The organism is Acinetobacter sp. ABJ_C5_2 (assembly GCF_044538485.1).
Classification (GTDB): domain Bacteria; phylum Pseudomonadota; class Gammaproteobacteria; order Pseudomonadales; family Moraxellaceae; genus Acinetobacter; species Acinetobacter nosocomialis_A.
Map to the genome: position 1 here is coordinate 537,371 of NZ_JBIUCS010000001.1, position 26,927 is coordinate 564,297.

Below are 26,927 nucleotides of genomic sequence, written 5' to 3' on the forward strand. Positions count from 1 at the left end.
TATATAAGGAATTTACAAATGTTCACAAAAAAGGATTTATTGCAGCAACGGACGTTGATTGATCAACTGCGCACGCAAAATAGTCTCTCTCCTCAAAACGCTGCCAAACTCGGCCAAAGTATTGCAAGCTCGTGGGAACGATCAGCTTCTGCTGCGATTCCTAAAGAACGTTTTGCGGCTCCATTAGTCGAGAAAAAAACTGCTTCACAAAATGCCTTAGATATGGCTTTAAGCCAATGTGCCGATGACTTACGACATATTGCAGAACAGTCTTCAATGGTGATTGCTGTCGGTGATATCGGCAGTACGATTATCTGGACGGCACCAAGTGCTCAAATGCAAAGTGCTGCTGAACGTGTACATTTTGTACAAGGTGGGCAGTGGCGTGAAGAATTTGTAGGCACAAATGCCTTGGCTTTATCCTTAAAAACTCAACAATCAAGCTGTGTTTTTTCAAATGAACATTATATGGAATCGATTCATGATTGGGTGTGTTATGCCGCGCCGATTATCGATCCATACTCGAAACAAACTCTTGGTGTCGTTGATTTATCAACTACATGGAAGAACCATAATAGTTTAGGAATTCTGGCTGCTGAACGTTGTGCATCAATTATTCAATCTGCTTTGCTAGAGCAGCAGCGCCAGCAATTACATATCCGTGCATTTTCGACGCCGCAAGTTAAATTTAACGGCAAAAGCTTGCTATTAACACCGCGTCAAATTGAAATTTTAACCATATTGGCATTATGTCCACATGGTTTAACCTTAGAGCATCTTTATCAGGCACTTTATGGCGAACGTAAAGTCAGTATGGGTACGCTTAAAGCTGAAATGTCTCAACTACGAGATATTTTGGGTGGTTTACTTGGTTCACGTCCATATCGTTTGCTGGTTCATGTTGAAGCTGATTTTTTACAAGCTGAACAAGCGCTCGATGCGGGATATGCAGCCTCGGCTTTGCAGCTTTACACAGGTGTATTTCTAGCAAAAACGGAAAGTCCGTTTTTATGTGCATGGCGTGACTGCCTTGAATCACGTTTAAGCGATGCCATTTTTAAAACCCAAGAAACAGATTTATTACTCAAGCATTTAGCTCATTTTCCTGAAGCAATTGATGCGGTAGAACGTCTGATGGAACTCTTACCGAGTGAACATCCTGCGCATCAACTACTAGTGAAATACCTTGACTCACCTAAGCTGAGTTAAGTAATTTTTTGATCCAGCCACTGAAACAATTGTTGATAGGCTTGTTCTCGTACTGGCTGGGCCGAAAGGACCAAATCATGCAACCCATTATGAATAGAGACAACAGCGACATCGCCTTTGATTTTTTTACCAAATTTTTCAATGTCTTTAACGTCTAAAATTACATCGCTTTGAGTCGCATCTGGCCCCCATTTTTTAGGGTTTTTAGTCTGATGAGAATGCATAATCAGCGCGGGAACATTGAGTTTAACCCCGCGATGTATCTCTTTTTGTGCTGTATGAATCGCATGTACAAAGCTGAGTTGAACTGTAGGGGCAGAGGTCGGTTTCCAGTCCAGATTAAAGTCCCATTCGCCCTTGAGCTGTTTGTGAAGGCTCGCGGTGTACCACTTGTTTAATTGACTTGGGAATTTAACTTTTGGCAGATATTTTCCTACTCGACTGAGTACTGGAATACCAAATTTTTTCTCGACCAAGCTTAAATTAAAATCGTAAAACGGGCTGTTTGCCCAAAGTCCTTTAATCAGAGGGTGGTTTGGGTTATGGGCAGCATAAAGCGTTGCTGTCAAACCGCCAGTCGAATGTCCTGCAAGCAAGACTTGGGTGTGTTGTTCTTTGCCAATAATCTCTAATGCTTGAGTAATTTCAGCATCGTATTCATTTAAATCAAGCACATTATAGAAAATTTGATGAGGCAGCTTTGAACGGCCGTATTTTCTTAAATCCAAGGCATAGAAGTCATAACCATGTGCATTGAATTGTTCAGCCATTTCGGTTTGAAAGAAATAATCTAAAAAACCATGAATATACAGCACGGCTTTTTGAGTCGATTGAGCTGCCTTTTTACGCACTAAGGTAGCTACAACTTTTCCTTCGTAATCATTAGGAAAGTTGAGTGTAAGCTGTTCGTAGCCAGCACCTAAAATATCTGGGACATAAGTTTGATTAGCTAAAGATGTATTCATTTTTATCGAGCTATTGTAATTAAGACATGCTGAGTATCCTTCAATGAAATGGGAGAATTGTCAATTAGGTTTGGAAAAGGTTGGAGTATAGGTTCTAAAAAAAAGGGAATACCGCTGGAGCTAAGTATTCCCCAAAAAAGTAAGTCAACGGTCGGAGGGATTTGACTTACTACAGGAACATACCATCAGGCTCGTATTAGAGTGCCGCTTTAAAAATCTCCACAACTTGTGCATGATTTGCTTTACGAGGGTTGGTTAACATACACGCATCTTTTTGAGCATTATCTGCCATCACTGCAAGGTCTTCGGTTTTTACGCCAAGTTCGGTTAAGCCCGATGGGATACCAATCGATGCAGACAGTTTACGAATGGCGTCAATTGCAGCATATGCAGCTTCTGTTAGAGTCAGCCCTTGAGTATTTACACCCATTAACTCAGCGATTTTTGCATAGCGATCTGGGCAAGCAATTAAGTTAAATTCGCATACGTGTGGTAACAAGATGGCATTACACACGCCGTGAGGTAGGTTGTAGAAACCACCCAACTGGTGAGCCATTGCATGAACATAACCTAAAGATGCGTTGTTAAATGCCATACCAGCCAAGTACTGTGCATAGCTCATCGCATCACGCGCTTCAATGTTTTCACCATTTGCGACAGCAGGTTGGAGCCATTGGCTAATCATGGTGATGGCTTTTTCTGCACACGCATCAGTAATTGGGTTTGCCGCCGTAGAAACATATGCTTCAACTGCATGGGTTAATGCATCCATACCTGTTGCAGCGGTTAAACCAGCCGGTTTTGCGATCATGAGTTTAGGGTCATCAATGGCAATGAGTGGGGTACAACGCCAGTCAACAATCGCCATTTTTACGTGAGTGTCTGTATTGGTAATAATACAGAAACGGGTCATTTCAGATGCAGTACCAGCTGTTGTGTTCACTGCAATCAGTGGTGTCATTGGCACTTTGCTTTTATCAATACCTTCGTAGTCACGAATATGACCACCACCAGCAGTAACTAGGCCAATCCCTTTTGCACAGTCATGAGATGATCCGCCACCTAGAGAAACAATAAAGTCACAGCCATTTTCGTTATAGGCATTTACACCGTTATGAACATTAATATCGGTTGGGTTAGGTTCTGCACCCGGGAAAATATGGCTCGCAACGCCTGCTTCAGTTAAATAGTTTGCGATAAGGTCTGCAACGCCAAATTTAAATAAGCCTTCATCGGTCACAATTAATGCTTTTTTTGCGCCGAGGTTTTGCGCCTTCGTACCAATTTCTTTGGCACATCCTGGTCCAAAGAGTGATACGCAAGGAATATAAAAACCGTTTGTTTGATCTGCAATATTTTTAAAAGCCATGGAGTGATTCCTTCTTCCATAAATCCATTGTTTGTTATTACAGGTGAGCCTCACCATGGGCTTAGTATTGTGATCTGAAGATTATTTTCCTACCTACCAAAAACCTACCAAATATCACTTAGGATTTAATTATTGATTTTTAATGACTTTATATAAAATTTGGCACATTCATTTAATTTTTTCGGGAAAATCGTTAAGCTATGGGCTGTTGAAGATGTACATATGAGATTATGAAACAGGAAACTGCGCTTAAACTGCTCAAAGCAGGTGAAAATGTTTTTTTAACCGGTTCGGCTGGTGCAGGGAAAACCTATACACTTAATCAGTACATCCAATACCTAAAAGCACGTAAAGTGCCGGTAGCTATTACAGCGTCTACAGGTATTGCGGCAACGCATATGAATGGTATGACCATTCATACGTGGGCGGGCATCGGTATTAAAGATCAGTTAACTGATGACGACCTAAAACGTATGAAAGAGCGTAAATACCTCAAGGAACACCTTGAAAATGCGCAAGTTCTTGTCATCGATGAAATCTCAATGTTGCATGCAAAGCAGCTTAATCTGGTCAATCAGGTTCTAAAATATTTTAAAGAAAGTGATGAAGCTTTTGGCGGTATTCAAGTCATTGTGGCTGGAGATTTCTTCCAGTTGCCGCCTGTAGGACGTAACGGTGAAGCCAACCGTGACAAGTTCTGCTTTATGTCAGATGCATGGGTCGAAGCCAAATTCCGCGTATGTTATTTAACAGAACAACACCGTCAAGACGATGAAATTCTTAACCAGATTTTAAATGCTATTCGTGCGCAAAATATTCAAGCAGATCATTTGCAAGCACTGCGACAATCACGCTCGCATGATATTGGCGAAACCTTTACTCGTCTTTATACGCACAATATGGATGTCGACAATATCAATTATCAGCATTTAAATGAAATTGATAACGAAGGGCATCAATTTAATGCTGTTTTAGATGGTAATGAAAAACTACTAGAAACTTTAAAATCTTCAGTTCGTGCACCAGAAGAACTAACTCTTAAAAAGCATGCGAAAGTCATGTTTGTCAAAAACAACTTTGATATGGGCTATATCAACGGAAGTCTAGGTGAAGTCATCGGCTTTGAAGAAGATGACGAAAATGGCTTATTGCCGAAAGTAAAACTGACTGATGGCACGACTTTGCTGGTTGCTCCTGAAACTTGGTCCGTTGAAAATGAAGCAGGCAAAGTGATTGCAAGTTTTCAGCAAATTCCGCTTCGTTTGGCTTGGGCGATTACCATTCATAAAAGCCAAGGGATGACTTTAGAAGCCGCTGAAATTAACCTGATGAATACCTTTGAAAAAGGTCAGGGTTATGTTGCATTGTCGCGCTTAAAATCTTTAACTGGGTTAAAGCTATTAGGGATTAACGAGCAAGCTTTAGAGTTAGATAGTTTAGCTGTAAAAGCGGATCGTCGTTTCCAAGAACTTTCAAAAGAGGCCGAAGACAACTTTGCAGATGTAGATTTAACTGCTCAGCATAAAGCCTTTATTCGTCACTGTGGCGGCACTTTAAATGAAACCGAGATTTCTCGTAATGAGAAGAAACTCGCAAAAGGTGGCAAGCAAAATTATGCTACGGCAACTTTAGACGAGACACGTGCCTTGTTTGAAGAAGGCTACGAGATTGAAGATATCGCGCATGAACGTGGTCTGACGCCAGCAACGATTATTAATCACTTGGCTCGACTTCATAAAGAACAAAAGCTGGATATTTCGGTTGCCCATCCGGGTGAAGAAGTGGTCGAAGAAGTCCGTAAAATTTATAAAAAATTGAAAAAACGTCAAAATCCAGATCATTTTTCTGATGATGGTTCGATCAAACTAAGACCAATTGTTGAAGCAACCAGTCCTCGAATGGGATATGATCAGGTTCGATTAGCTTTATTATTTATTGAATAAAGTTTAATTGGCTTAATTACTTATTACATAAATTGAGGTGGCTATGCCGCACGTAGTAGTCGATTATTCAGAAAATTTAACTGGATTGAACGCAAAACAATTACTTGAAGAAATTAATAGCACACTGATTGAGACAGAGTTATTTAGTCCAGAAGACATTAAAAGCCGTGCGCGTAAAGATGATGTTTTCCTCATTGGCTTAGGGGCTGATCAAGCTTATATTCATGCAAAGGTCTATATTTTGTCTGGAAGAACGGCTGAACAAAAACAGCTTATGGGTGAGCAGTTATTAGCGGCACTTAGCAACAAAAAATATTTACAACAAGAGTTTAATAAAGAAATTCAATTGTGCGTTGAGCTTGTCGACATGCCAAGAGAAGATTATTTTAAGCAAGTTGTATAACTATAAAAAGCGCAATTTCGATCAAGAATAGAGATCAGCACTATGTAAAAGTAGTGCTATCGAATGAACAGACATGAATGTATGGCTGTATATACACAAAAGCTGCAACTGGTTTGCGACTATATTCAAAGACATTTAGATGAAGATTTAGATGTTGATCGATTGAGCCAGATTGCGGCCTTATCTAAGTTTCATTTTCATCGTATTTTTGCCATTCATATTGGCCTAAATGTGATGAAATTTATTCAACTTTCTCGTTTGAAGCGAGCCTCTTTTCAATTGGCTTTTGAACCCGATCTCAAGATTATTGAGATTGCATTGCAAGCAGGGTTTGATAGTCCAGAGGCATTTACTCGTGCATTTAAGCGTTCATTTGATCAAACTCCTCGGGCTTTTAGAGATAAACCAGACTGGGAATCTTGGCACCAGAAGTTTGTTTTTACACTTCCAAAAAGTGAGCTAAAAATGAATGTAAATATTGTTGAGCGTCCTGCTGAAAAGATTGCCTATCTATCGCATTTAGGAAGTCCCGATAAAGTCTTGGAAACGGCTGCGCAGTTTATTGCTTGGCGTAAAGAAACTGGCTTATCGCCTGTAACCAAGTCTAGAACTTATGGTATTCCGTTTGCTGACCCCGATCAGACACCAGCAGACGAATTTCGGTTTGATATAGCAGGTTCAATTGAAAAAGATGTACCTGAAAATCGTTACGGCGTACAGACAGGTGAAATTCCTGCGGGGCGCTATGCAACCGTAAGACATTTGGGTAGCCATGAACAGATTAAAGATAGCGTCTATTACATCTTTAGAAACTGGTTACCTGAGCAACCAGAAGAAGCAGGGGATTATCCGGTTTTCTTTCACTATCACAACTTTGTGCACGAAGTGAACGAGTGCGACCTTGTTACCGACATTTACTTACTTTTAAAGTGAGTCTAGGGTGATACAGGCATAGCTTAGGTTATGCCTGTATGTTTAAAAGTTTGATATCTGCATATTGTTCAATCAGGTTGTCATCTAACATATGGATATAATCCATAAAGATGCTACTAAAGCTTCCCATAGTTTGTGCCTGATTTGCTGCAAGTTTACCTGCAATTGCAAAATGTACATGAGCTGAAAGAGCAGCAATAGTTGGTGTTGTCACAGCGCTATATGCTGCAATTAACGCACCTAAAGCACAGCCTGTTGCAGTAATTTTTGGTTGTAAAGGACTTCCGCCGTTTACTTGAATCACTTCATCTATTTCATGAGACAAGATATAGTCTGACTCGCCAGAAATAGCGATACAGCTTGCATGTGTTAAGAGAGAAAAAGCTTGTTGATAGGCTTGGTTGCTACTTAAAGTACTGTCTACACCTTTTGATTGAACCTGATTGCCTGCAAGCGTACTGATTTCTGAGGCATTACCACGAATAACGCTTGGCTTGAACTGTAAAAGCTCGTCTGTCATTTGACTGCGCCAAGCTAATATTGGTCCATAACCGACTGGATCAAGTACCCAAGGAATATTGTTAAGCTGTGCTGTTTTGGCAGAGATTTGCATGGCTTGCATTTGTTCTGAAGTAGGTGTCCCCAAATTAATGCTTAAAGCTGATGAGATCTTGGTAAAGCTTTCTGCTTCATAAGGATTATCAATCATCGCAGGTGAAGCACCGGAAGCCAGTAATACATTGGCTGTATAGTTGGCTGCAACAATATTGGTGATGCATTGTACAAGAGGCGCTTTTGCCTGCATGTTTTGCCAAGCTTCAATCACCTGTTCAATGAGGTTTGATGTTGAAGTCATCTGATTATCCTTATTAAGCCAGAGATAACATTTAACGGGTAAAATAGTGGTCTTGATGCTTACATCTTTCGCAAATCAAAGAAACATAATCTGCTGCATCATAATCAACACTTAAATCATTTGAACCACAATGCATACAACGTTTAACTGAGTAAAAGTTTAACCGAGGTTCAATTTTCCGCCATGCTTTCCATACAGGTTGTACAAAAATTTGCTCGTCATAACCTAAAAAGCGGTTAAACAAAATGTGGCTCATTTTACTGTAAGGAATATTGTAAGGGCGTGGCAACATCGAAGTTTCCCACTTTTCTGCCAAAGCTCTTTCCCGATATTGCTCTAAAGTTTTCTTTAATAAATTAGTATTAATAAACTTTTCATTACGTGGCTGTAGAGCTTTTTGCTTATAAAGATATTCAAGCGCGGTTTGAATCAAATAATAAATTTGACCAATGGCCAATGAGTCCATTAAACGATAGCAAAAAGTTTGAAAGTTAGAGCTACCAGCAATTTGAATACCCCATGTTCGGCAGTAGAACTGCATAAACTGGATAATTTCTTGATAGAGCACCTGAAACAAGACATCTTTCACTTCATCGGCACTACGGAACGGAATACCAAGACTTAAGTTTTCATAAAACCAGTGGCGTAATTGCTGGGCTACACTAAATAAGCTTGGGTCACTATAACCATCTAAACGAATGTTTAAATAAAAGCACTGTGGTTCGTCAGATTGATCCTGTGCATTTAAAATCCCATCTTTATGAAGCTGTTTAATGAGATGGTTTTGGAACATCCAGTTGGGTGTAATAGGTTGATATTTTATTTGATCCCAGTGAATGTATTCGTCATGCGCAACATCGTCACGTGCATAGTCATCAAGCAGGCTAAGCAGAAAAAGTTTATTTAAAAAACTCAGTTGCTCCAAACTGCGCTGAGGTTGGTCTTTTGACTTAAACTGGCGTTGTTCTTGTAGGCGGGTTTGCTGTAAAAGCTTTTTTCTTTGTTTAGTGCATTGGTCACAATGGCACGTCATTTTTGTGTCTTTAAATACACGGTGCTGGCAATGACTGCATTCATGAAACTGAATGTCTTGCTCAAATTGTTCGGCATCTACCCAGTACATTGAAGCTTGGCAGAGTGGGCAATGGCTACTTTCATCTAGCTGTTTCTGTAGAATTTGTAAGGCCATTTCGCTCCGAACACTTAAATCAATCATGATTGACCTATTATACACAGCCGCATTGCCGATAGCTGAGATTGTCTTTTTGTTTGGTGCAAAAATAGAAAACCTAAAATCTTTATTTTGATTTTAGGTTTTTATAAGGGGTTAAAAGTTAAGATTAAACAGGGCACGGCAAGCTCTCATCATGTTGTCCAAGTTTTTTAGCATTGATAAGCGCCTGTACTTTTTTGCTTGGTAATTTCACTTTACCTAATGCGTCATAAGTATTAACGATAGTGGTCACCTCCTGAGCAGTCATTGAAATACCTTCGGCAGTTAAAAACACGGCAATCACATGATGGTCGAGTCCTGCTGCGTCTAGATCATGAATAGCTTTAATATTTTCTAAGCGATGTAAATAAGTTTTTAATTCCATAGCGGCTACCTCTTGTTCTAATTGAAATACTTATACTGGTATATTAGTTAAGGCAAGAACCATGCCCAAAATGTAAGCAGCTCCTAAAAAATGTTAAAAGCGAAAGGAGTTTTATTTTTATTGTATAGATTGATTATATAAACAACGATTATCGTAATTTTGGTCTAATCTGTGCTAATAAAACCAAATTCTAATTTGAAATGTATAAATGAAGTCCCATTAATTTTATAAAGGTAAACAAACACAGTATGTATGAATGTGTATGATCAAGTTCATAAAATTCGTACTACGGTTTCCGAAAAGTATATAAGGAATAAAGATGAATATTGCGGCACAGCCTCCAGTTCAGGCAGATCAAACAGTTTATTTAAAAGATTATCAAAAACCTTCGTTCTTGGTTGAATCCATTAATCTTGATATTCAAGTCTATGACGATAAAACAATTGTTGATTCAACTTTAGTCATGAAGCGTCAAACTGCTGGAGACTTGGTGCTGTTAGGCCGTGACCTTGAGTTGCAATCTATTCAGCTCAATGGTCAAGAGCTTACTCCTGCACAATATTCACTCGATAGTGAGCAGTTGGTGATCACTAACGCACCAGATGAAGTCATTTTACAAACTCAAGTGATTATTCATCCTGAAACCAACACTCAGCTTGAAGGTTTATATAAAGCTGGCGATTTGTTTGTTACGCAAAACGAGCCTGAAGGCTTCCGCAAAATTACCTTCTATCCAGACCGTCCAGACGTACTTTCAGTCTTTACGACTCGTGTAGAAGCAGACAAAAAATACCCAGTATTACTTGCTAATGGTAACTTGCTTGAAACAGGTGAAGCGGGTGAAAACCGCCATTTTGCGATTTGGCAAGACCCAACTAAAAAGCCAAGCTATTTGTTCGCTTGTGTTATTGGTGACTTAGCTGTACTGAAAGATCGCTATACGACTTCTGAAGGACGTGATGTTGCTTTAGAAATCTATGCCATTGAGAAAGACATTCCAAAATGCCATATCGCAATGGAAGCTTTAAAGCATTCAATGCGTTGGGATGAAGAACACTACGGCCGTGCGTATGACCTCGACAACTATATGATTGTTGCGGTAAGCCAGTTCAACATGGGTGCAATGGAAAATAAAGGTTTAAATATCTTTAATACGTCATGCGTGCTTGCTGATGAAGAATACACGACTGACGCAGCGATTATGCGTGTACAGTCGGTGATTGCCCATGAATATTTCCATAACTGGACAGGTAACCGTATTACTTGCCGTGACTGGTTCCAACTATGTTTAAAAGAAGGTTTAACGGTATTCCGCGATCAGTCTTTCTCGGAAGATTTACAATCTGCTGCGGTTCAACGTATTGATGACGTTGCTGTACTTAAATCACACCAGTTCCCTGAAGACGCAGGTCCTTTGTCGCATCCACCACGTCCAGACCACTTTGTAGAAATTAATAACTTCTATACAGCGACAGTCTATGAAAAAGGTGCGGAAATTAACCGCATGATGTCGACCTTACTTGGTAAAGAAAAATACCGTAAGGGAACAGACGAATACTTCCGCCGTCATGACGGACAAGCCGTAACTGTAGAAGACTGGGTTGCTGCATTATCAGCAGGTTCGGGTGTCGATTTATCTGCATTTTTAACTTGGTATAACCAACCGGGTACACCAAAGCTTGAAGCAAAAGGTGAGTACGATGCAGCAGCACAAACTTACCGTTTAAGCTTTAAACAAAGCCTAAAAGCACATCCTAAATATCCAAATTTAAAAGCTGTTCCGATTCCTGTGGCTTTAGCGCTATTTAATGCTAAAACAGGCGAGCAATATACATTGCACAGTGACAGCTTATTCGTAAATGATGTTAAAGATGGCGTGTACTTGTTTGATCAAGACGAGGCAACCATTGAGTTTACAGGCGTGACTGAACAGCCAGTTGTTTCGTTACTCCGTAATTTCTCTGCGCCTGTAAATCTTGTATTTGACTATACCGATGCAGAATTAGCTTTCTTAATTCAACATGAAACAAATGGCTTTAACCAGTGGCAAGCAACGCAAACCTTGCTTGAGCGTATTTTGTTAGAAGACCATTCTGCCGATGCGTACATTCAAGCTATTCAGAGCACTTTGCCTGAACTAGTTGGCCGTGATCCACTTTTAGCATCTCGTTTGTTTGATGTACCAAGTGAAGGTTATTTAGGTAGTCGCATCGATCAGAACTATGCACCAGCCGATGTTCATGTAAAACGTGAGGCCTTGCTGAATCGATTAGCACAAGAGTTAGGTTCTTTCTGGAAAGATACTTACCTTACCCTTGACCCAGACCAACAAAAAGAATTTTCTTTAGCGATGGGTGTACGTGCATTAAAAAATATCATGCTGATGATGATGGCTCGTCAGGGCGACCAAACTGCATTTGAATTAGCACATGTGCAATACCAAAACACAGGCAATATGTCTGAACGTTTAGGTGCGTTACGTGTATTGGTTTGGCAAAATGCACCTCAAGCTCAAGATGCCCTAGCTGATTTCTATGACCGCTTTAAAGATGAAGCATTGTCTTTAGATCAATGGTTTATGATTCAGGCAGCAAATCCAAATGCTACTGTTGAGACGATTGAATATCTCACTCAACATCCTGATTATGACCTCACGACGCCAAACCGTATTCGCGCCGTAAGTGGGGGCTTGTCAAATAACCCTGAAAATACTTGGGGCTTTGGTGTAGTGCACTTTATTAATCTTGCACAATATCTTGATGAGAAGAACCCGATTTTAGGTTCACGCCTATTACAGGTATTGTCACGTTGGTACACACTTGCAGAGCCTCAGCGCACTCAAGTACAACAAGCTTTAGAGGCATTGCAGCCTAAAGTGAAATCTAAAAACGTTTCTGAAACTTTAAATAGTATGTTAAGCGTTTAATTATTTAAATATACTTAATAAAGGCCTCGTATGAGGCCTTTATTTTTACCCTTATTTTATATTTCTTTAAATTATGTCCTTTATTAATTTATATTAAATGTATTTTTTAAATATATTAAAGAATAAATCAATTTAATTTTAAGTTGAAGCATTGCATAAAAAAGCTATTTTTTGTGATTAATTACCGGAAAAGAAAGATGACACATTTACTTAAATTTCTATGAATAAATTTTTTGATAGAATGGTTAAATTAATTTAAATCAAATGCTTATGATTTGTTAATGTTGGTTTTTATATTTGTGGAGTAACTTTAAGTAACTATATTTTATTAAATAGAAATAAAAATAATAACAAGTTTATGCATTTTAATTATTTTTATGTATGATATTTAAAATAGGATAAAAAATAAGCTTTAAAAGAGCAGTCAAATAAAAAATGATTGTAAGAATAAGAGTTAATTTTTTTATATCTATTAATTCGACAATTTAATTTAAAAGGTTTTGGCCATGAAAAAGACTTTTTTTTATTTATCGGCAATAGCTGTAGGGTTATTTTCCCTGAACGCAGCAAATGCCGCTACAGCGACGGGGACATTAACTGTTAAGGCGACAGTAACAAATAGTTGTGTCCTTAATACCTCTGCAACAGGTACTACAACAAATGCGGTTTTGGACTTTGGTACTTTGAGTTCTCTCACTACTAATGTTGATGCAGATACCTCAACTACAGGTGGTACTTCAATTAAAGTTCTTTGTAACAATACTGTTCCATGGACTTTGTCGTTTGATGGTGGTCAAAATGTTTTATCAACCCAACGACGCATGATTGGTGGGGCAGCAAGTAATGAATATATTCCTTATAACCTGTATTCGGATACAGGACGTGCCACTGCAATTGGTATAGCAACAACCGCTTATAGCGGAACAGGTAGTGGTGCAGTACAAACAGTGAATGTATATGGTCGTCTTCCTGCTGGCTCAGCACTGCCGAGTGCGGGTAGTTATGTTGATACGGTAACAATAACGGTAACTTATTAAGTTGTATAAATTAGAAAAGCTGTTAGCCCTTTTGAAAGGGCTAATATATTAAAAAGATATATATTTGAGTAAAACATGAAAAAAAATATTTTTATTATTACGGGATTATTCTTATCTTTATCTAGCACTATTCACGCCGCCACAATCCGCCTTTCACCAGTAAGTGTAGAAATTTTAAGTCATCAAAAAGCTTCTTCAATTAGTCTATATAATCAGTCAAATGAAAGTGCTGATTTGCAGGCACGTATATTTGAATGGACTCAAAATAATGGACAAGATCAATTAACACCTACAGATGAAATCACTATTAGCCCACCTTTTCTAAAGTTAAAACCTAGCGAGTCTTATAATTTACGGGTAGTCCGAATTAATCCGGAACCAATTTCTGGTGAAAAAACCTATCGTATTATTATTGATGAATTACCAAAACCAGTTGATAGCCGTAAAGCTTCTCAAGGTGTAAATGTATTACTTCGTTCGTCATTACCTGTATTTGTAGTCAATAAAGATGCGATTACTCAACTGAATTGGAAAATTGATACTCATCAAAAGGAAGCTTTCTTAAATATTAGTAATATTGGCAACAGACATGCACTTTTAAATGACTTAACACTTGTAGATAACACCGAAAATAAAAGTTATCCGATTAAAGTGAATACAGTGAATGGCTATATTCTTGCAAACCAAGCACGAAGCTATTCAGTTAATAATTTTACATATCAGCCCAATCATAAATACAACATTTCTCTGACAGTTAATGGTAAGAAAACCACACTTTAAGAGGCTTATATGAAATATATTATAGGTGTCTTATGTGTTGCGTATTTTCCAACGTATTCTTTTGCTGAACAGTTACTAGATCATACAAATACTGCAGTTCCTAGTGTTCCTAAGTCTATAGGAAGTAATAATAAATATATGCATGAAAAGACGAATGGACAGCAGCAAGAACATGATTTTACTCAGCTATTTTTAAATATTTCTATTAATTCAAATACTTCTGAAGATTTGTTTTCCGTAAAACAATCTAAAGATGGAAAGTTATATATTCGTTCTGGTGACTTAAAAACGCTAAGAGTGAAAATGGATGAACATATCCCTGATAGCCAATGGGTATGTCTTAACGAACTTAAAGCAATTCAGTTTAAGTACTTAGAGAATGAGCAGTCTCTGAACTTACAAGTTCCGTCAAACATGTTAATGGGTTACTCAGTTGATTTAACTGGTCAACAGATCACTAGCTCTAGTCTGCTAAAAATGAAACCCTTAAATGCTGCACTCCTGAATTACAGCCTGTATCACACCATAACCAATGATGAGAGTATTTTCTCGGGTTCGGCTGAAGGGATTTTTAACAGTGCCATCGGTAATTTTTCATCAGGCGTTTTATACAACGGTAGTAATGAAACGAGCTATAGCCATGAAAAGTGGGTACGACTGGAAAGTAAATGGCAATATGTAGACCCTGAAAAAGTCAGGATATATACCCTAGGTGACTTTATTTCCAATAGTTCTGACTGGGGCAGTAGTGTGCGTCTTGCCGGTTTCCAGTGGTCGAGTGCTTATACCCAGCGTGGTGATATTGTTACCTCGGCATTACCGCAGTTTTCCGGTTCAGCGGCACTGCCTTCAACACTAGACTTATACGTTAACCAGCAAAAAATTTATTCAGGCCTTGTTCCTTCAGGTCCATTTGATGTTAAACAGCTGCCGTTTATTTCTGGAAATGAAGTCACGCTGGTGACCACCGATGCTACAGGTCAGCAAACCATTACCAAAAAGCCTTACTATTTTTCATCGAAAATTCTGGCAAAAGGCATCAATGAATTTTCAGTAGATGTTGGGGTTCCACGCTATAACTATGGGCTGTATTCAAACGATTATGATGATGCCACCTTTGCGTCGGGTGCGATTCGATACGGCTACAGCAACTCACTGACTTTAAGTGGTGGTGTAGAAGCTTCAACAGATGGCCTGTCGAATCTAGGCACAGGTTTTGCCAAGAATGTTTTTGGTGTTGGAGTAATTAATGCCGACATTGCAGCAAGTCAGTATAAGGATGAAAACGGCTACTCGGCTCTGGTCGGTTTAGAAGGGCGTATTAGTAAGAATATTTCGTTTAATACCAGTTACCGCAAAGTATTCGATAACTATTTTGACTTAGCCCGTGTGTCTCAAATTCGATATTTAAAAGAAAACCAGATTACTTCTGAGCCACAAAATTATTTGAGCTACAGTGCACTGGCAGATGAGATTATTAGGGCAGGGATTAACTATAACTTTTATGCGGGCTATAGCGTTTATGTCGGCTACAACCAAATTAAATATAGTGATAACTCGTATAAGTTGCTATCTGCTAACTTAAGCGGGAGTCTGAACAAGAACTGGGGCTTTTATAGTTCAGCTTATAAAGACTATGAAAACCATAAGAACTATGGCATTTACTTTGCGCTGCGCTATACGCCATCTACCAGAGTGAATGCTATTTCTAGCGTATCTAACGATAGTGGCAGATTGACTTATCGACAAGAAGTATTTGTTCTATCGGAACCACAGATTGGTTCATTTGGATGGGGCGGATATGTTGAGCGAGATCAGGATGCACATAACAATAATGCATCGATCTATGGTTCTTACCGAGCACGGGCTGCATACCTAACAGGTCGCTATAACCGAATTGGAGATAACGATCAAGTTGCAGTTTCAGCGACTGGATCATTGGTTGCAGCGGCAGGCCGTATATTTGCGGCCAATGAAATTGGAGATGGTTATGCTGTTGTTACCAATGCCGGACCGCAAAGCCAGATTATCAATGGTGGGATAAATTTAGGAACAACTGATAAGTCCGGAAGGTTTCTTATTCCAAGCCTCATGCCCTATAGAGAGAACCATATTTATTTAGATCCATCTTATTTACCTTTAAATTGGAATGTTAAATCTACAGATCAAAAAGCAATGGTGGGATATCGACAAGGGACTTTAGTTGACTTCGGTGCACATCAGGTCGTTTCTGGGTTAGTGAGACTCGTTGATAAAAACAATTCACCATTATTACCGGGTTATAGCGTTCGAATTAATGGGCAGCAAGATGCAATAGTGGGCTACGATGGTGAAGTATTTGTTCCCAACCTATTACAACAAAACAAATTTGAAGTAGATCTTCTCGATCATGGTTCATGCCAAGTTGACTTCACTTATAACAGTAATCAGTACTCAACTAAGAAATTGGGACCTTATATATGTCATTAAATATTATGAATAAGGCTCAAATAGAGAGCTATAAAAAAATTTTCTTATCTTTAAAATACTTTATAGGCATTTGCTTACTTTATCTCGTTTATGCGTTTTTGAGTCCAACGAATGCTGCCTGTACGGTAGCTGGAACGACCAATAATACGTTTACTTACACGGCAGCAAATATTAATAGTGATGCAACTGTAAACTTTTCAGGAACAATTACTTGCACGAATGGAGGACTAATACCTCAAATCTCTCCGTTTATGTGTATGAAGACAGTATTTACAGGAGCAACCACTACAAATAATAGCGTATCGTTACCGTATACAGTCACTGCAACTGTTGGTGGAGCCGGTTCTTCTACCACCAACCAAACTTCCAATGTTTGGTATGGTCCAGTGGTAACTGTCGCTTCAAATAATATTCTTAGTTACTCGGTAAATGTGAAGGTACCGGCACGTACAGGATCATTAATTGCCTATCCTCAAGGAACCTATACCGCTACGGTTCAACTCTTTTGGGATATGGATCTTCTAGCGGTGTTATGTTTAGGTGATTTACTCAGCTGGGACTCTGGAAATGTAACGCTAACAGCGAACTTTGTGGTACCGACGCTTTGTCAATTAAACTCAACGTCAAACGTCGATTTCGGCAATATTAATGATATTGGTATTACTAAGCGTGACTACACGACTCAAGGTGCTGTAAATACGACATGTAACTCTGGAACGCCATATTCGATTTATTTAGGGGATGGCAATAACCGTATAAGCGGAGGGTTCAGGCGTATGGCCAATAGTAATAATGAGTTTATTCCCTATCAGTTATACAAAGATGCTGCTTATAGTTCGGTGTGGGATGCTACGGGTGGAGTGAATAGCGTTGGGGGAACGGGAGGAGTATCTGGCACTGGAACAGGTAATGCTCAAACCACTACAGTTTATGGAAAAATTCCGCAAGGTACTACGATTGCAAGTAGACCCGGTAGCTACTCTGATAGTGTTGTTGTTACAGTGACTTATTAATTGCCTCAGGCACTATTTCTTCAAAAGAGATAGTGCTTTTTTAGAATTAATAAATATATTGTTGTCCTATTAAAAATGCCGTTTATCAGATTTAATCAAATTATTTATGTATTTATATATACTAAACGTTCAAATATAAAAAAGGATAATGACGTGAAAAAGATAATATTAGCAACAATAATAGGTATGTCGGGTATGAGTAACTCTTTTGCTGAGTGTACCTATAGCTTTGATGCTAGCTTACAAGACTTAAAAGCTTTTGAAACGGCAAAGGCTGGTACCTCAACTAATTATCGTTATGTAGAGCAAGTCGCTAATATAAATAATGCAAATCAGTCAGGTTATGATGTTATACGTTATTACTCAAATAAAGATGTCGATACACTTTTAGCTTCTAAAAAATATATTCAGTTTAAAACCCAATATCCATTTGATACACCAGACAATGTTGTCATAGTTGATAAAACAATTGGTAGTTCAGATATATTTGCTCAGGAGTTTATTTTTGATGTGAATAACTTAAAGGTTAACCTCGGCAATAATTCCCAGATGTATGAGTATGGTTTTGTTATTACTGGATCTTCAGAGTCTAAGGTGGAATTAACACTAAATTTAATGTTTGCAAAAGGTAATAACTATTCTGGTGTTCTAAATGGAGATGCAATCGCTTCTTTAGGCGCTACATATAAATCTGATGGAAATGGTCATTTAACATATTTAAGTGCCAATAGAACTAATAACCCAGTACAAGTTCCAACTGATGGAAAAGTTAGAGTAGGTATTTATGTAAATCAAAATACTAAACAGATTGGATATATTGTTAATGGTGTGAATTATGGCTACTTGAACCTTACGATGGAAAATAAATTAAAATATATCAGCTTCATGGGAGCAATTAACCAAGATCATTTCGCTAACTCTGCCTTAACTGGTAAAACAGTGGGTCTTCAATTAATTACAGATAAATCAAAAATGCAGTTTACTTACCCAACAGGGGCAAAAGATATTTGTGGTATAGCTTTATAACAAAACATCACTCAAAGCTATGTATCTTAGTTTTTTAGAGTACATAGCTTTGCGAAAGACTATAAATTAAAAGATAACGTAAACACTCAAAGCTCTTTTTAATCATAATAAAAATCAAATAATTCTTAGTTTTAGAAACTTGACCGTCATCAAAAATGGTTTGACTTAAAAAGGTATTCTGTATATTTATTGATTAGTTCTAAAAAAGAACTAGTAAGTAAAACAGGCAATTAAAAATAAAGGATGAACCAATGTCGGATATTATTTTGCACCAGTGGGAAATTTCTCCGTTTTGTCAAAAAGTTGCAAGGGCTTTGAAATTTAAGGGTATCTCATTTGATACAGTAAATTATAACGGCATTCTTGGTGCCAAAGTTCCTTTGCTGAGTAAAGTGGGCAAAGTACCTGTCATTGACCATAAAGGACAACGTATACAAGACAGTACTCGTATTGCTCGCTATTTAGATGAAGCATATCCAGAAACACCGCGACTTTATCCCGCAGATCCAAATCAAAAAGCACTTGTCGAACTGTGGGAGGACTGGGCAGATGAGTCTCTTTATTTTTATGAAGTGTATTTAAGGGTAAATGATTCGGAAGCTTTAGAGGAAGCCATCCGTATTAGTAGCATTGGTCGCCCAGCGTATGAAAAGCCGATGGTGAAAGCTTTTATTCTAGCCGAATTAAAAACACAGCTTTTCTTTCAGGGCTTGGGCCGAATGAAAGCCGAGGATGTTGAAGCAGAGTTTATTAAACACTTAAACCGTATTGAGCAGGTCTTATCACAAAGTGAATGGTTGGTGGGAAATAACCAGACGATTGCAGACATTGCCGTGGTTGCCCAACTTGGTGAAGTCGTTCGTACAAGTAAAAAGTTTAGTAAAGAAATTTTGAATCGTCCGTTTATTGCTTTATGGTATAAAAAACAAACAGGGTGAAACGACTATGTCATTAGCAACACAGGATAAAACACGAGATTGTGCAGTTGTTATTGGTGTCGGGGCTTCACAGGGGATTGGTGCAGCTGTTTGTCATCGTTTTGCAAAAGAAGGCTTAAAAGTTTACGTTGCTGGGCGAACTTTCCAGAAAATTGAAGCAGTCGCTGCCGAAATCCATGCAAAGGGTGGTGAAGCTGTTGCGTTTCGTTTAGATGCCGAAGATATACATCAAGTACAGGCCCTATTTGACACCGTTACTAGTCAAAACGAACGTATTACCGCTGTTATTCATAATGTTGGGGGGAATATTCCCTCAATTTTTTTACGCAGCCCGCTATCGTTTTTTAATGATATGTGGCAATCCACATTTTTATCGGCTTATTTGGTTTCTCAAAGCTGTCTAAAAATTTTTAAAGAGCAAAAACACGGTACGCTTATTTTTACGGGAGCGAGTGCTTCTTTACGCGGAAAACCCTTTTTTGCTGCTTTTACGATGGGTAAATCTGCGTTGCGAGCTTATGCATTAAATCTAGCTCAAATATATAAAACACAAGGCATTCATATTGCTCATGTCATTATTGATGGAATGGTAAATGGTGACAGAATTAATAAAGCTTTATTTGGTCTGGGTCGTTTAGCGCGTCTTACACGGGGAACGGGTGGACTTAATCTTGATGCAATAGCAGAAAACTATTGGATGCTTTATCTGCAAGGCCCTGAGCTTTGGACACATGAGTTAGATTTACGCCCATACCAAGAAAAATTTTGAGGGACTCCTATGCTAAAAACAATATTTCAGAAGTTTCAAAAAAAGCAGGGCTGTGTGGTTGTGGCTGGTCATGATATAGAACTACTCGACCATGATTTTGTAATTTTGGATAAAAACCATCAAGCTCCATTACATGTTTATCAAGTCATACATGATTCTACTGTTCGAAACATACAAGTAAGTTACATAAATGATGGCATGACGAGTGTCCGCTTAAACTTGATAAAAACTAAGCATTTAAAAAATCTGCTGAAATATATAACAGAGCATCGTCATACCATTGAGTTATGCGTGTTTCAGCCAAATTTTTCATCTGCACCAAATATTGAAGCTTTATCTTTAGAAGAAATTGAGCACAGTTGGCAGACCACAGGTTTAAGTGCTGTGAGCGTGTCGCAGTTAGTACTTAAACCCATGTTAAAGCAGCAGCGGGGTACAGTTATTTTTCTTGGAGCGCCATCTCATCATTCTGCTCACCACGATGTATTAAGTCAAAGTATGTTTGCGAGTATTCGAGCGTTATCGCAGTCGTTGGCAAGAGAATTTCAGCCCAAAGGCATACATGTCACGTATTGCATGTTGGAAAAATGGGATGGACAAAACCCGCACTTTATTTCATCTGTTAAACAAGTGTGTCAGCACATCTATCACCAATCTGATTCTGCATGGAGCCAAGAGCTCAGCGTATCGTGAGATTTTACTTTCGAGTGTTCTTAAAATAGAGTACTGCTTTGGAATGACAGCACAACAATAATTTCGATAGGTACTCAAATGTTAAATATTAAGAATGCTCAACAAACGGTTAAGGTAGCGACTACAGTGGCAGCTTTGATGTGTTTTTCTTCACTGGCACAAGCATATCAATATGATCAAACCGCACGTTTAGTTAACGAGCGCTTATCTTATATGAAAGATGTTGCAGGCTATAAAGCAGAGCAGCATTTACCGATTGAAGATTTAACTCAAGAAAAGAAAGTACTCGATCAATCACTTTCTGAGGCCGAATCTTTTGGACTGAACAGTGAAACGGTAAAGCCGTTTATAGTGACGCAAATGAATGTAGCGAAAGCTATTCAGTACCGATATAGAGCAGATTGGTTGTCTAGCCCTGAAACCAACTGGAAGCCTCAAGACTTAAGCGAAGTGCGTTTAAAAATTAGTTCTTTAAACACCGAGCTTCTAAAAAATATTGCCTATGAACTCAAGAAAAATAATAACAAGGCGCCTCATGGCTGTAGCTATATGTGGCCAGTTCAGCACCCTCAACTTAAAGAAGCCGATAAAAAGGCTTTATGTGTAACATTGAATAAAATCAAATTAAAACAATGAAACACCTAAAGCGGTTTATATAAGTCAATTATTCAATCAACATTAAGTCGGCAGTATTGGCAGATTTAAGTGGTCGTAGGGCAAAGGTTGAACGCGTATGCCGAATACCTTTAATCGAATAGAGCTTTTTACGTAAAAAGCGTTCGTAATGTTCAGCATCTTTTACGGCCACTTTCACCAAGTAATCATAGTCACCGGTAACTAAATGTGCCTCGACTACTTCGGGAATGTCTGCCAAAGCTTCACTAAAGTTTTCTAGCATTTCATCGTCGTGGCGTTCTAGCGTAATTTCAATAAAGAACAACTCGTGAATGCCAATCGCTTTTGGGTTTACGTTTACCGTATAGCCCTCAATAATTTTTAGAGTTTCTAAACGCTTGAGTCGAGTCCAGCAGGGCGAAGATGAAAGCCCAACTTCTTCAGCGAGCTGCGCAACCGTTAAGCGTCCATTTCCACGAAGGGCAGATAATATTTTCCGATCTATGCGATCTAGTGTGTATTCTGTGCTGTTCAAAATATAAACCAAAGAAGATTCTTCTGTTAATTTTTAATATACGTGATTTTTATGCTGAGATCATTTAAAAAAACTGAAAATACAGTAAACATTTTGAGGTCGACAGCCATACACTATTTCTATGCATCGAACTCTACTGGATAGGAGTTGTGATGAAGCAAAGAGCACTGTTTCAGTAAGGGTGACTAAACAGTGCTCTTTGCGGATCTTATAAAGAATTGATATTAAGACAAAATCGTAAGTTTACTTATTGAACAATTAATAAAACAGCGAGAATGAAAAATATACAACCACTGATTTTATTTAATCTGGCAAAGTTATTTCCAGATAGCATTTTTTCTTTAAAGATTGAGGAAAAATTAGCATACACCAGATGGATTAAGAATCCGATCAGGCAAAAGGTTAAAGATAATACTAGAAATTGATTTATTATTTTTTCTTTTATATCAATAAATTGTGGAAAAAGAGCAATAAAGAAAACAATAGTTTTAGGGTTTAGAAGAGAAGCGAATAAACCTTGATAAAATAATTTGGACTTTCTAACCGTTTTTTCACTTGTTTCGGTATCTAATAAGTCTTGAGAAGGGGATGTTTTTACAAAGTTCTTATAGCCTAAGTACATTAAATAGAATGCACCTATAAATTTTAAAACAGTAAAAATAGTGGGATTACTAGTAATAATTAAACCAACGCCACTAGCCGAAATGACTGCAATAACAAACATACCAATAATTAAGCCAATAATGCCAAATAATGCGGTACGGACACCGTAATTTATTGAATTTGTCACTGTAAATAAGACACCAGGTCCTGGGCTTGATAATGTAAGAAAGGCAATTGTTATGAAAACTAGTAAACCACTCACTTAATATATCCTTTTAAAAATGAATTCTTTATATTTAAAAAGCCTTCTGGTGTTCCTCAGAAGGCTTTTAATTTTATGCGCTTGCTAATTCTTTAACTGAATCTAAAGTACTTTTATCTCTTACCTCAAAGGCAACAAGACCTTTCCAATTATTTCGATTAATAGTCTCGATAAAATCAGAATAATTTACAGTACCGCGGCCAATACTAAAGTGTTGATCTTGCTCACCATTGTTATTGCTAAAAGAAATACCCTTAATTTTTTGGTGGTATTTTTCTACAACAGCAATAGGGTCACCTTCGCCCACATTTGCATGGCCTGCATCTAAAAAGAAATAGACATTTTTATGATCAATTTTGTTGAAAACATAATCGTATTCTTCCATATGGGTAAAGACATAATGGAACGGACGATAGTGTTTATAGTTTGATAAATTCTCTAAATAAATATCAACTGATTTTTCAGCCGCATATTCAGCGAGTTCTTTAATAGACAAAATATAGTTATCTAGAGCTTTTTGTTTTGCGAGGACAATTTTTTTAGGTTCAACAATACCGCCGCCATGAATCACTAAAGGTGCACCAATCTTTGCAGCAATATCAATTTCTTGTTTAACATATGCCACAGCAGCTTCACGTAAATAATCTACATCGCTACCTAATGGGGCTTTAAAATTACCGTGGAAAATAGGTTGAACATTATATTTTTTTATTAAGTTATTTAGATTTTCAATTCGTTCAGAAGACCAATCTGGAACCATTTCTCCATGTAAACTTCCATCTACATACCAGTGAGTACAACCATCATTATATGCCTTAACAATCCCTTCTTCGGCTGGTAAATACTGCTGATGTGCAATTCCAGATGCAAAGTTAAGATAATTATTCATTAAAGGCGAAGTCATTGTTATGTTCCTGATTTATTAAAGATATTCTGGGTATAATTATTTATTCACTGTCTACCCAGCCGCCATCTTATTTTTATTCTGCTATAAAAACATCAGACTAAAGTCGAATTTTTATAAGGCATATAAATCTCTATATGGACAGAGCCGTATATTGCACAAATGATCAAAATATTTGGATTTTCCCTTTTTATTATTCTTTAGTCATACTAAATTATATTAAAAATATTGTATATTTTAATATAATTTGTCATTAATTATCATATTGGGGATTTAAAATAATTCCTTATAAGTGGCATTAGATTACAAAAAATTATTTGTATAATTAATGAACTAATAGAATTTCTAGTTATCTGTTAGTTTAAATTGTATTCATAAAACCAAATATTATATGATCTACCAAAGTTGAATTATTAAACTATAGTTTAAAATTTGACCATAAATTAATATGAGTTTTTATTTTTTAGGGGTGAATATGAGAATTATTTTCTTATCTATATTAGTTTTATTACAGATAATATTTTTAACTCAGGCCGAGGCGCGGGGAGGTCGTGGCGGAGGAAGATCATTTAGTAGTCATAGTTACTCATCTAGTAGTCATCATTACTCTTCAAAAAGTAAATTATCCCACGGACGAAGTAGCTATGGGAGTTCTAGTAGTAGCTCTTCTAGTAATAGTTCTTCCGAGTGTCCTTGTAGTGGATCAAATAATTGTGTTGGGCCTCGTGGAGGGACTTACTGTATTACACCAAGTGGTAATAAAAAGTATCGATAATCAGTAAAATTGCCGAAATGATAAAAAAGCTCTTGTTACTTAAAGAGCTTTTTTATATTCAAAGGTTTGTTTCTTTAGTCTAAACATGGAAAATTCAAAGTTGCTATCAATCAGCTTTATTGAAAATAATAAGAGCACATTCTTTACTAATGTTTAAAGATGGGCATAAAACAAATCAAATATCATCTATTTGATAAAGGCCAATCCCATTTATTAAACTTAATTCCATAATTTTAATAAGGTGATGAAATATTCAAAAGATAAGAGGATTTATCTAACTTTCTTATTATTAATAGACACTTATAAACAATTATTATTTAATACACCCGCAACATTGCCACTTATACTTTTAATAATTTTATCGGGGAAATAATGCGTAATTTTTTAGTAACAGCTTTCACTTTATTGGTAGGTTCATCAGTTTATGCTGCTCAAGAGCCTAAAACTTATCTACAGCGAACAACTTGCGAGAGAACAGTACAACTACATGGTTTTTTAAGCCGTGCTCAACTTGATTGTAATTATCACTATACTTCACAAGAATTAGTTCATGAATCTGAAAAATGTACCAAACATGAACTAGGTGAAAAGTATGGTAGAGAGGTGATGAGATTAGGTATGGACCAATTTGAAGCACGCAAACGTGAAGATATGAAAGGCCAATTATGTAGCACGGTTTTAAAAGAGTTTCCAAACTATATTAGAAAATAAAATGGAATCTTAAAAAGCCTCTGTAGGCAAGCCGATAAAATGGATTTAATTATTCATTTTATCGGTGTATCACAGTATATAACTATCAATTAAATCAGAAAATAATTATTAAGAATGTAATCAATATAAAAATTAGCTAATTGGGGATCTATTAATGATCATATTTTAGGTATGAGAATGAGTCGAAGATGAGAGGTATTCTTTTAACTCTAATTTAAAATTTTCCCATAATGTTTCAGGCTCTAATTGTGAGTAACCTAGAAATGCCACATCTAGTTGACTCTCATATGAGCGAATTAACAAACCTAGTTCTGCATTTTCTAAATAATGAATCAGGTAATGAGTATTCTGAAAGAAAGAATCTATCTGATCTTTATAATTCCAAGTATTTAAGTGCTTAAAAATATAATTTTCCAAAACTTTTATTGCTAAGCGATCTCGTGAATAAGAACAAAATTCACTTTTTTCTGTGAGTCTGAAGTATTCTAATATTTGATCAGTGTTTGATAAAAAACAGATGTCTAAAGCTAGCTCATTTGTTGGATCATTCTCTAGTGCATGCACGGCCCAGTTCTGTATCTCTTCAGGCGTAACTAATTTTAGATCTAGCTCCATTTTTAATTGAAATTTATAACTATTAGACATTTATATAACCTAAATTTATTACATGATATTTAGAGAAAGTAAGAGCAGCATCTTTCAAAAACTAAATAAAACCTTCACTCCATTTTTTGTCTAATTCTTTTAAATCATTATATGCTTTTTCAAATTCACTCAACGAAAAACTTAATTGAGGAACAGAAGTCGAGGTTTTCCAGACTACGGATGTCACAACATCGTGAATATGGTTAAATGCGTAACCAAAACGAGCCCATACGACTTGATCTGCTGAAACAATTTGTTCAACCATAATTACGCTACATGTTAGATCTAAATCATCAGGGCAAATTAAGATTGGAACCACTGTTGAAATAGCTACATTTTCATAAGCTTCTGGTTTAAGAAGTTTCCATGCGTTACTTAATGCTAACTCACTATCATGATCATATAACCAACCTTGCGCTGGAACTAAATCATTCATTTCGTCAATAACGCGCGCATTTTGATGCATCCATATATTTAATGGAATATTATCAATTGCGAGAATAGGAAATGGTTTAAAATTACCATTTGCATCTTTTATACATCCTTCAATCAGATGTTCACGTAAAAGAGTAGCTGAGATCGTATTCATATTTATAATTTAAAGTGCGTTAAGCAAATATAATATATTCTATTCAATAGATTAACGAATCTAATCTAATGAAAAACAAAAAATTATTTATCCATTTTCTAGCCAATATCACATTGACACCCCAAATCTCTCCGATTATCCTTTGCCTGCTGGCCTACATTGCCAGTCGACTTTGACAGGTCGGATAGCCAACGCACACGAAAAAGTCTCTCTTTTTTGTGGGCATCCCTGCCTGCCCCCTCTGCGGTGGAATGATCTGACCCCATAAAGTTGGACAGTTAGTTAAGCAGTTTTTATAAACTGGTTTCTATATTGTACAGGGGATAAACCTTGTAGCTTTACCTTGATTCTCTCATGATTA

General features: G+C 37.3%; 26 protein-coding genes. 15 read left to right on the plus strand and 11 right to left on the minus strand.

Features of this window, described 5'->3' with window-relative positions:
• Nucleotides 1–18: 18 nt before the first annotated feature.
• On the plus strand, nt 19–1,209 hold the full coding sequence (locus ACH8JV_RS02525; RefSeq protein ID WP_005068630.1) for a helix-turn-helix domain-containing protein: 1,191 nt from the start codon (nt 19–21) through the stop codon (nt 1,207–1,209).
• Here ACH8JV_RS02525 and ACH8JV_RS02530 read toward each other — a convergent pair.
• The gene (locus ACH8JV_RS02530) at nt 1,206–2,174 is read right to left on the minus strand and encodes an alpha/beta hydrolase (RefSeq protein WP_396519558.1); all 969 of its coding nucleotides are present in this window, start codon (nt 2,172–2,174) and stop codon (nt 1,206–1,208) included. The genes ACH8JV_RS02525 and ACH8JV_RS02530 overlap by 4 nt on opposite strands.
• A gap of 196 nt (nt 2,175–2,370) precedes the next feature.
• Nucleotides 2,371–3,543 (minus strand): iron-containing alcohol dehydrogenase, encoded by a 1,173-nt coding sequence (locus ACH8JV_RS02535; protein WP_396519559.1) that lies wholly within the window; start codon nt 3,541–3,543, stop codon nt 2,371–2,373.
• A gap of 230 nt (nt 3,544–3,773) precedes the next feature.
• Here ACH8JV_RS02535 and ACH8JV_RS02540 point away from each other — a divergent pair, with 230 nt between their 5' ends.
• The 3 genes from ACH8JV_RS02540 to ACH8JV_RS02550 all read left to right on the plus strand — a co-directional run bounded on the left by ACH8JV_RS02540 (nt 3,774) and on the right by ACH8JV_RS02550 (nt 6,822).
• On the plus strand, nt 3,774–5,486 hold the full coding sequence (locus ACH8JV_RS02540; protein WP_174725196.1) for an AAA family ATPase: 1,713 nt from the start codon (nt 3,774–3,776) through the stop codon (nt 5,484–5,486).
• 43 nt (nt 5,487–5,529) lie between these two features.
• A complete protein-coding gene (locus tag ACH8JV_RS02545) occupies nt 5,530–5,889 on the plus strand; it encodes a 5-carboxymethyl-2-hydroxymuconate Delta-isomerase (RefSeq protein WP_396519562.1) in 360 nt (119 codons plus the stop codon).
• A gap of 81 nt (nt 5,890–5,970) precedes the next feature.
• Nucleotides 5,971–6,822 (plus strand): GyrI-like domain-containing protein, encoded by an 852-nt coding sequence (locus tag ACH8JV_RS02550; RefSeq protein WP_396519594.1) that lies wholly within the window; start codon nt 5,971–5,973, stop codon nt 6,820–6,822.
• Between the two features lie 28 nt (nt 6,823–6,850).
• Here ACH8JV_RS02550 and thiM read toward each other — a convergent pair whose 3' ends face one another.
• The 3 genes from thiM to ACH8JV_RS02565 all read right to left on the minus strand — a co-directional run bounded on the left by thiM (nt 6,851) and on the right by ACH8JV_RS02565 (nt 9,276).
• The gene (gene thiM, locus ACH8JV_RS02555) at nt 6,851–7,678 is read right to left on the minus strand and encodes a hydroxyethylthiazole kinase (protein ID WP_396519564.1); all 828 of its coding nucleotides are present in this window, start codon (nt 7,676–7,678) and stop codon (nt 6,851–6,853) included.
• Between the two features lie 31 nt (nt 7,679–7,709).
• Nucleotides 7,710–8,867 carry a hypothetical protein gene (locus tag ACH8JV_RS02560; RefSeq protein WP_311070547.1) on the minus strand — a complete coding sequence of 386 codons (1,158 nt, stop codon included), beginning with the start codon at nt 8,865–8,867 and terminating at the stop codon, nt 7,710–7,712.
• 151 nt (nt 8,868–9,018) lie between these two features.
• Nucleotides 9,019–9,276: a hypothetical protein gene (locus ACH8JV_RS02565; RefSeq protein ID WP_004700972.1), complete on the minus strand. Its 258-nt coding sequence runs from the start codon at nt 9,274–9,276 to the stop codon at nt 9,019–9,021.
• Nucleotides 9,277–9,595: 319 nt separating this feature from the next.
• Here ACH8JV_RS02565 and pepN point away from each other — a divergent pair, with 319 nt between their 5' ends.
• The 10 genes from pepN (at nt 9,596) to ACH8JV_RS02615 (ending at nt 21,563) form a co-directional block, all read left to right on the plus strand.
• On the plus strand, nt 9,596–12,202 hold the full coding sequence (gene pepN, locus ACH8JV_RS02570; protein ID WP_263613993.1) for an aminopeptidase N: 2,607 nt from the start codon (nt 9,596–9,598) through the stop codon (nt 12,200–12,202).
• 500 nt (nt 12,203–12,702) lie between these two features.
• Nucleotides 12,703–13,239 (plus strand): spore coat U domain-containing protein, encoded by a 537-nt coding sequence (locus tag ACH8JV_RS02575; RefSeq protein ID WP_311087401.1) that lies wholly within the window; start codon nt 12,703–12,705, stop codon nt 13,237–13,239.
• 75 nt (nt 13,240–13,314) lie between these two features.
• The gene (locus ACH8JV_RS02580; protein WP_396519566.1) at nt 13,315–14,019 is read left to right on the plus strand and encodes a molecular chaperone; all 705 of its coding nucleotides are present in this window, start codon (nt 13,315–13,317) and stop codon (nt 14,017–14,019) included.
• Nucleotides 14,020–14,028: 9 nt separating this feature from the next.
• The gene (locus tag ACH8JV_RS02585; RefSeq protein ID WP_396519568.1) at nt 14,029–16,488 is read left to right on the plus strand and encodes a fimbria/pilus outer membrane usher protein; all 2,460 of its coding nucleotides are present in this window, start codon (nt 14,029–14,031) and stop codon (nt 16,486–16,488) included.
• On the plus strand, nt 16,479–17,501 hold the full coding sequence (locus ACH8JV_RS02590) for a spore coat U domain-containing protein (protein ID WP_396519570.1): 1,023 nt from the start codon (nt 16,479–16,481) through the stop codon (nt 17,499–17,501). The genes ACH8JV_RS02585 and ACH8JV_RS02590 overlap by 10 nt, the downstream gene beginning before the upstream one ends.
• Before the next feature lie 153 nt (nt 17,502–17,654).
• Complete coding sequence (locus ACH8JV_RS02595) at nt 17,655–18,527, plus strand: DUF4882 family protein (protein ID WP_396519572.1); 873 nt, start codon at nt 17,655–17,657, stop codon at nt 18,525–18,527.
• Nucleotides 18,528–18,778: 251 nt separating this feature from the next.
• Nucleotides 18,779–19,465 carry a glutathione S-transferase family protein gene (locus ACH8JV_RS02600; RefSeq protein ID WP_396519574.1) on the plus strand — a complete coding sequence of 229 codons (687 nt, stop codon included), beginning with the start codon at nt 18,779–18,781 and terminating at the stop codon, nt 19,463–19,465.
• A 7-nt stretch (nt 19,466–19,472) separates the two neighbouring features.
• On the plus strand, nt 19,473–20,234 hold the full coding sequence (locus tag ACH8JV_RS02605; protein WP_396519576.1) for an SDR family NAD(P)-dependent oxidoreductase: 762 nt from the start codon (nt 19,473–19,475) through the stop codon (nt 20,232–20,234).
• 9 nt (nt 20,235–20,243) lie between these two features.
• The gene (locus ACH8JV_RS02610; RefSeq protein WP_396519578.1) at nt 20,244–20,927 is read left to right on the plus strand and encodes an SDR family NAD(P)-dependent oxidoreductase; all 684 of its coding nucleotides are present in this window, start codon (nt 20,244–20,246) and stop codon (nt 20,925–20,927) included.
• A gap of 78 nt (nt 20,928–21,005) precedes the next feature.
• Nucleotides 21,006–21,563: a chorismate mutase gene (locus ACH8JV_RS02615; RefSeq protein WP_396463495.1), complete on the plus strand. Its 558-nt coding sequence runs from the start codon at nt 21,006–21,008 to the stop codon at nt 21,561–21,563.
• Nucleotides 21,564–21,591: 28 nt separating this feature from the next.
• On the opposite strand, the gene ACH8JV_RS02620 is transcribed toward ACH8JV_RS02615, so the two are convergent.
• The 3 genes from ACH8JV_RS02620 to ACH8JV_RS02630 all read right to left on the minus strand — a co-directional run bounded on the left by ACH8JV_RS02620 (nt 21,592) and on the right by ACH8JV_RS02630 (nt 23,846).
• Entirely contained in the window at nt 21,592–22,077 is a 486-nt protein-coding gene (locus ACH8JV_RS02620) for an Lrp/AsnC family transcriptional regulator (protein WP_031944456.1), read from the minus strand.
• A gap of 247 nt (nt 22,078–22,324) precedes the next feature.
• Nucleotides 22,325–22,942 carry a LysE family translocator gene (locus ACH8JV_RS02625; RefSeq protein WP_009392922.1) on the minus strand — a complete coding sequence of 206 codons (618 nt, stop codon included), beginning with the start codon at nt 22,940–22,942 and terminating at the stop codon, nt 22,325–22,327.
• Nucleotides 22,943–23,015: 73 nt separating this feature from the next.
• Nucleotides 23,016–23,846 (minus strand): sugar phosphate isomerase/epimerase family protein, encoded by an 831-nt coding sequence (locus tag ACH8JV_RS02630; protein ID WP_311070571.1) that lies wholly within the window; start codon nt 23,844–23,846, stop codon nt 23,016–23,018.
• Nucleotides 23,847–24,993: 1,147 nt separating this feature from the next.
• On the opposite strand from ACH8JV_RS02630, the gene ACH8JV_RS02635 reads away from it, so the two are divergent.
• A complete protein-coding gene (locus tag ACH8JV_RS02635) occupies nt 24,994–25,332 on the plus strand; it encodes a hypothetical protein (RefSeq protein WP_343568135.1) in 339 nt (112 codons plus the stop codon).
• A 165-nt stretch (nt 25,333–25,497) separates the two neighbouring features.
• On the opposite strand, the gene ACH8JV_RS02640 is transcribed toward ACH8JV_RS02635, so the two are convergent.
• The 3 genes from ACH8JV_RS02640 to ACH8JV_RS02650 form a co-directional block, all read right to left on the minus strand.
• Complete coding sequence (locus tag ACH8JV_RS02640) at nt 25,498–25,977, minus strand: hypothetical protein (protein ID WP_396519580.1); 480 nt, start codon at nt 25,975–25,977, stop codon at nt 25,498–25,500.
• 61 nt (nt 25,978–26,038) lie between these two features.
• Nucleotides 26,039–26,566, minus strand: coding sequence for a hypothetical protein (locus ACH8JV_RS02645; RefSeq protein ID WP_396519582.1), 528 nt, complete (start codon nt 26,564–26,566; stop codon nt 26,039–26,041).
• Between the two features lie 282 nt (nt 26,567–26,848).
• The coding region (locus ACH8JV_RS02650; protein ID WP_146050574.1) for an IS3 family transposase at nt 26,849–26,927 on the minus strand (79 nt) is incomplete at its 5' end.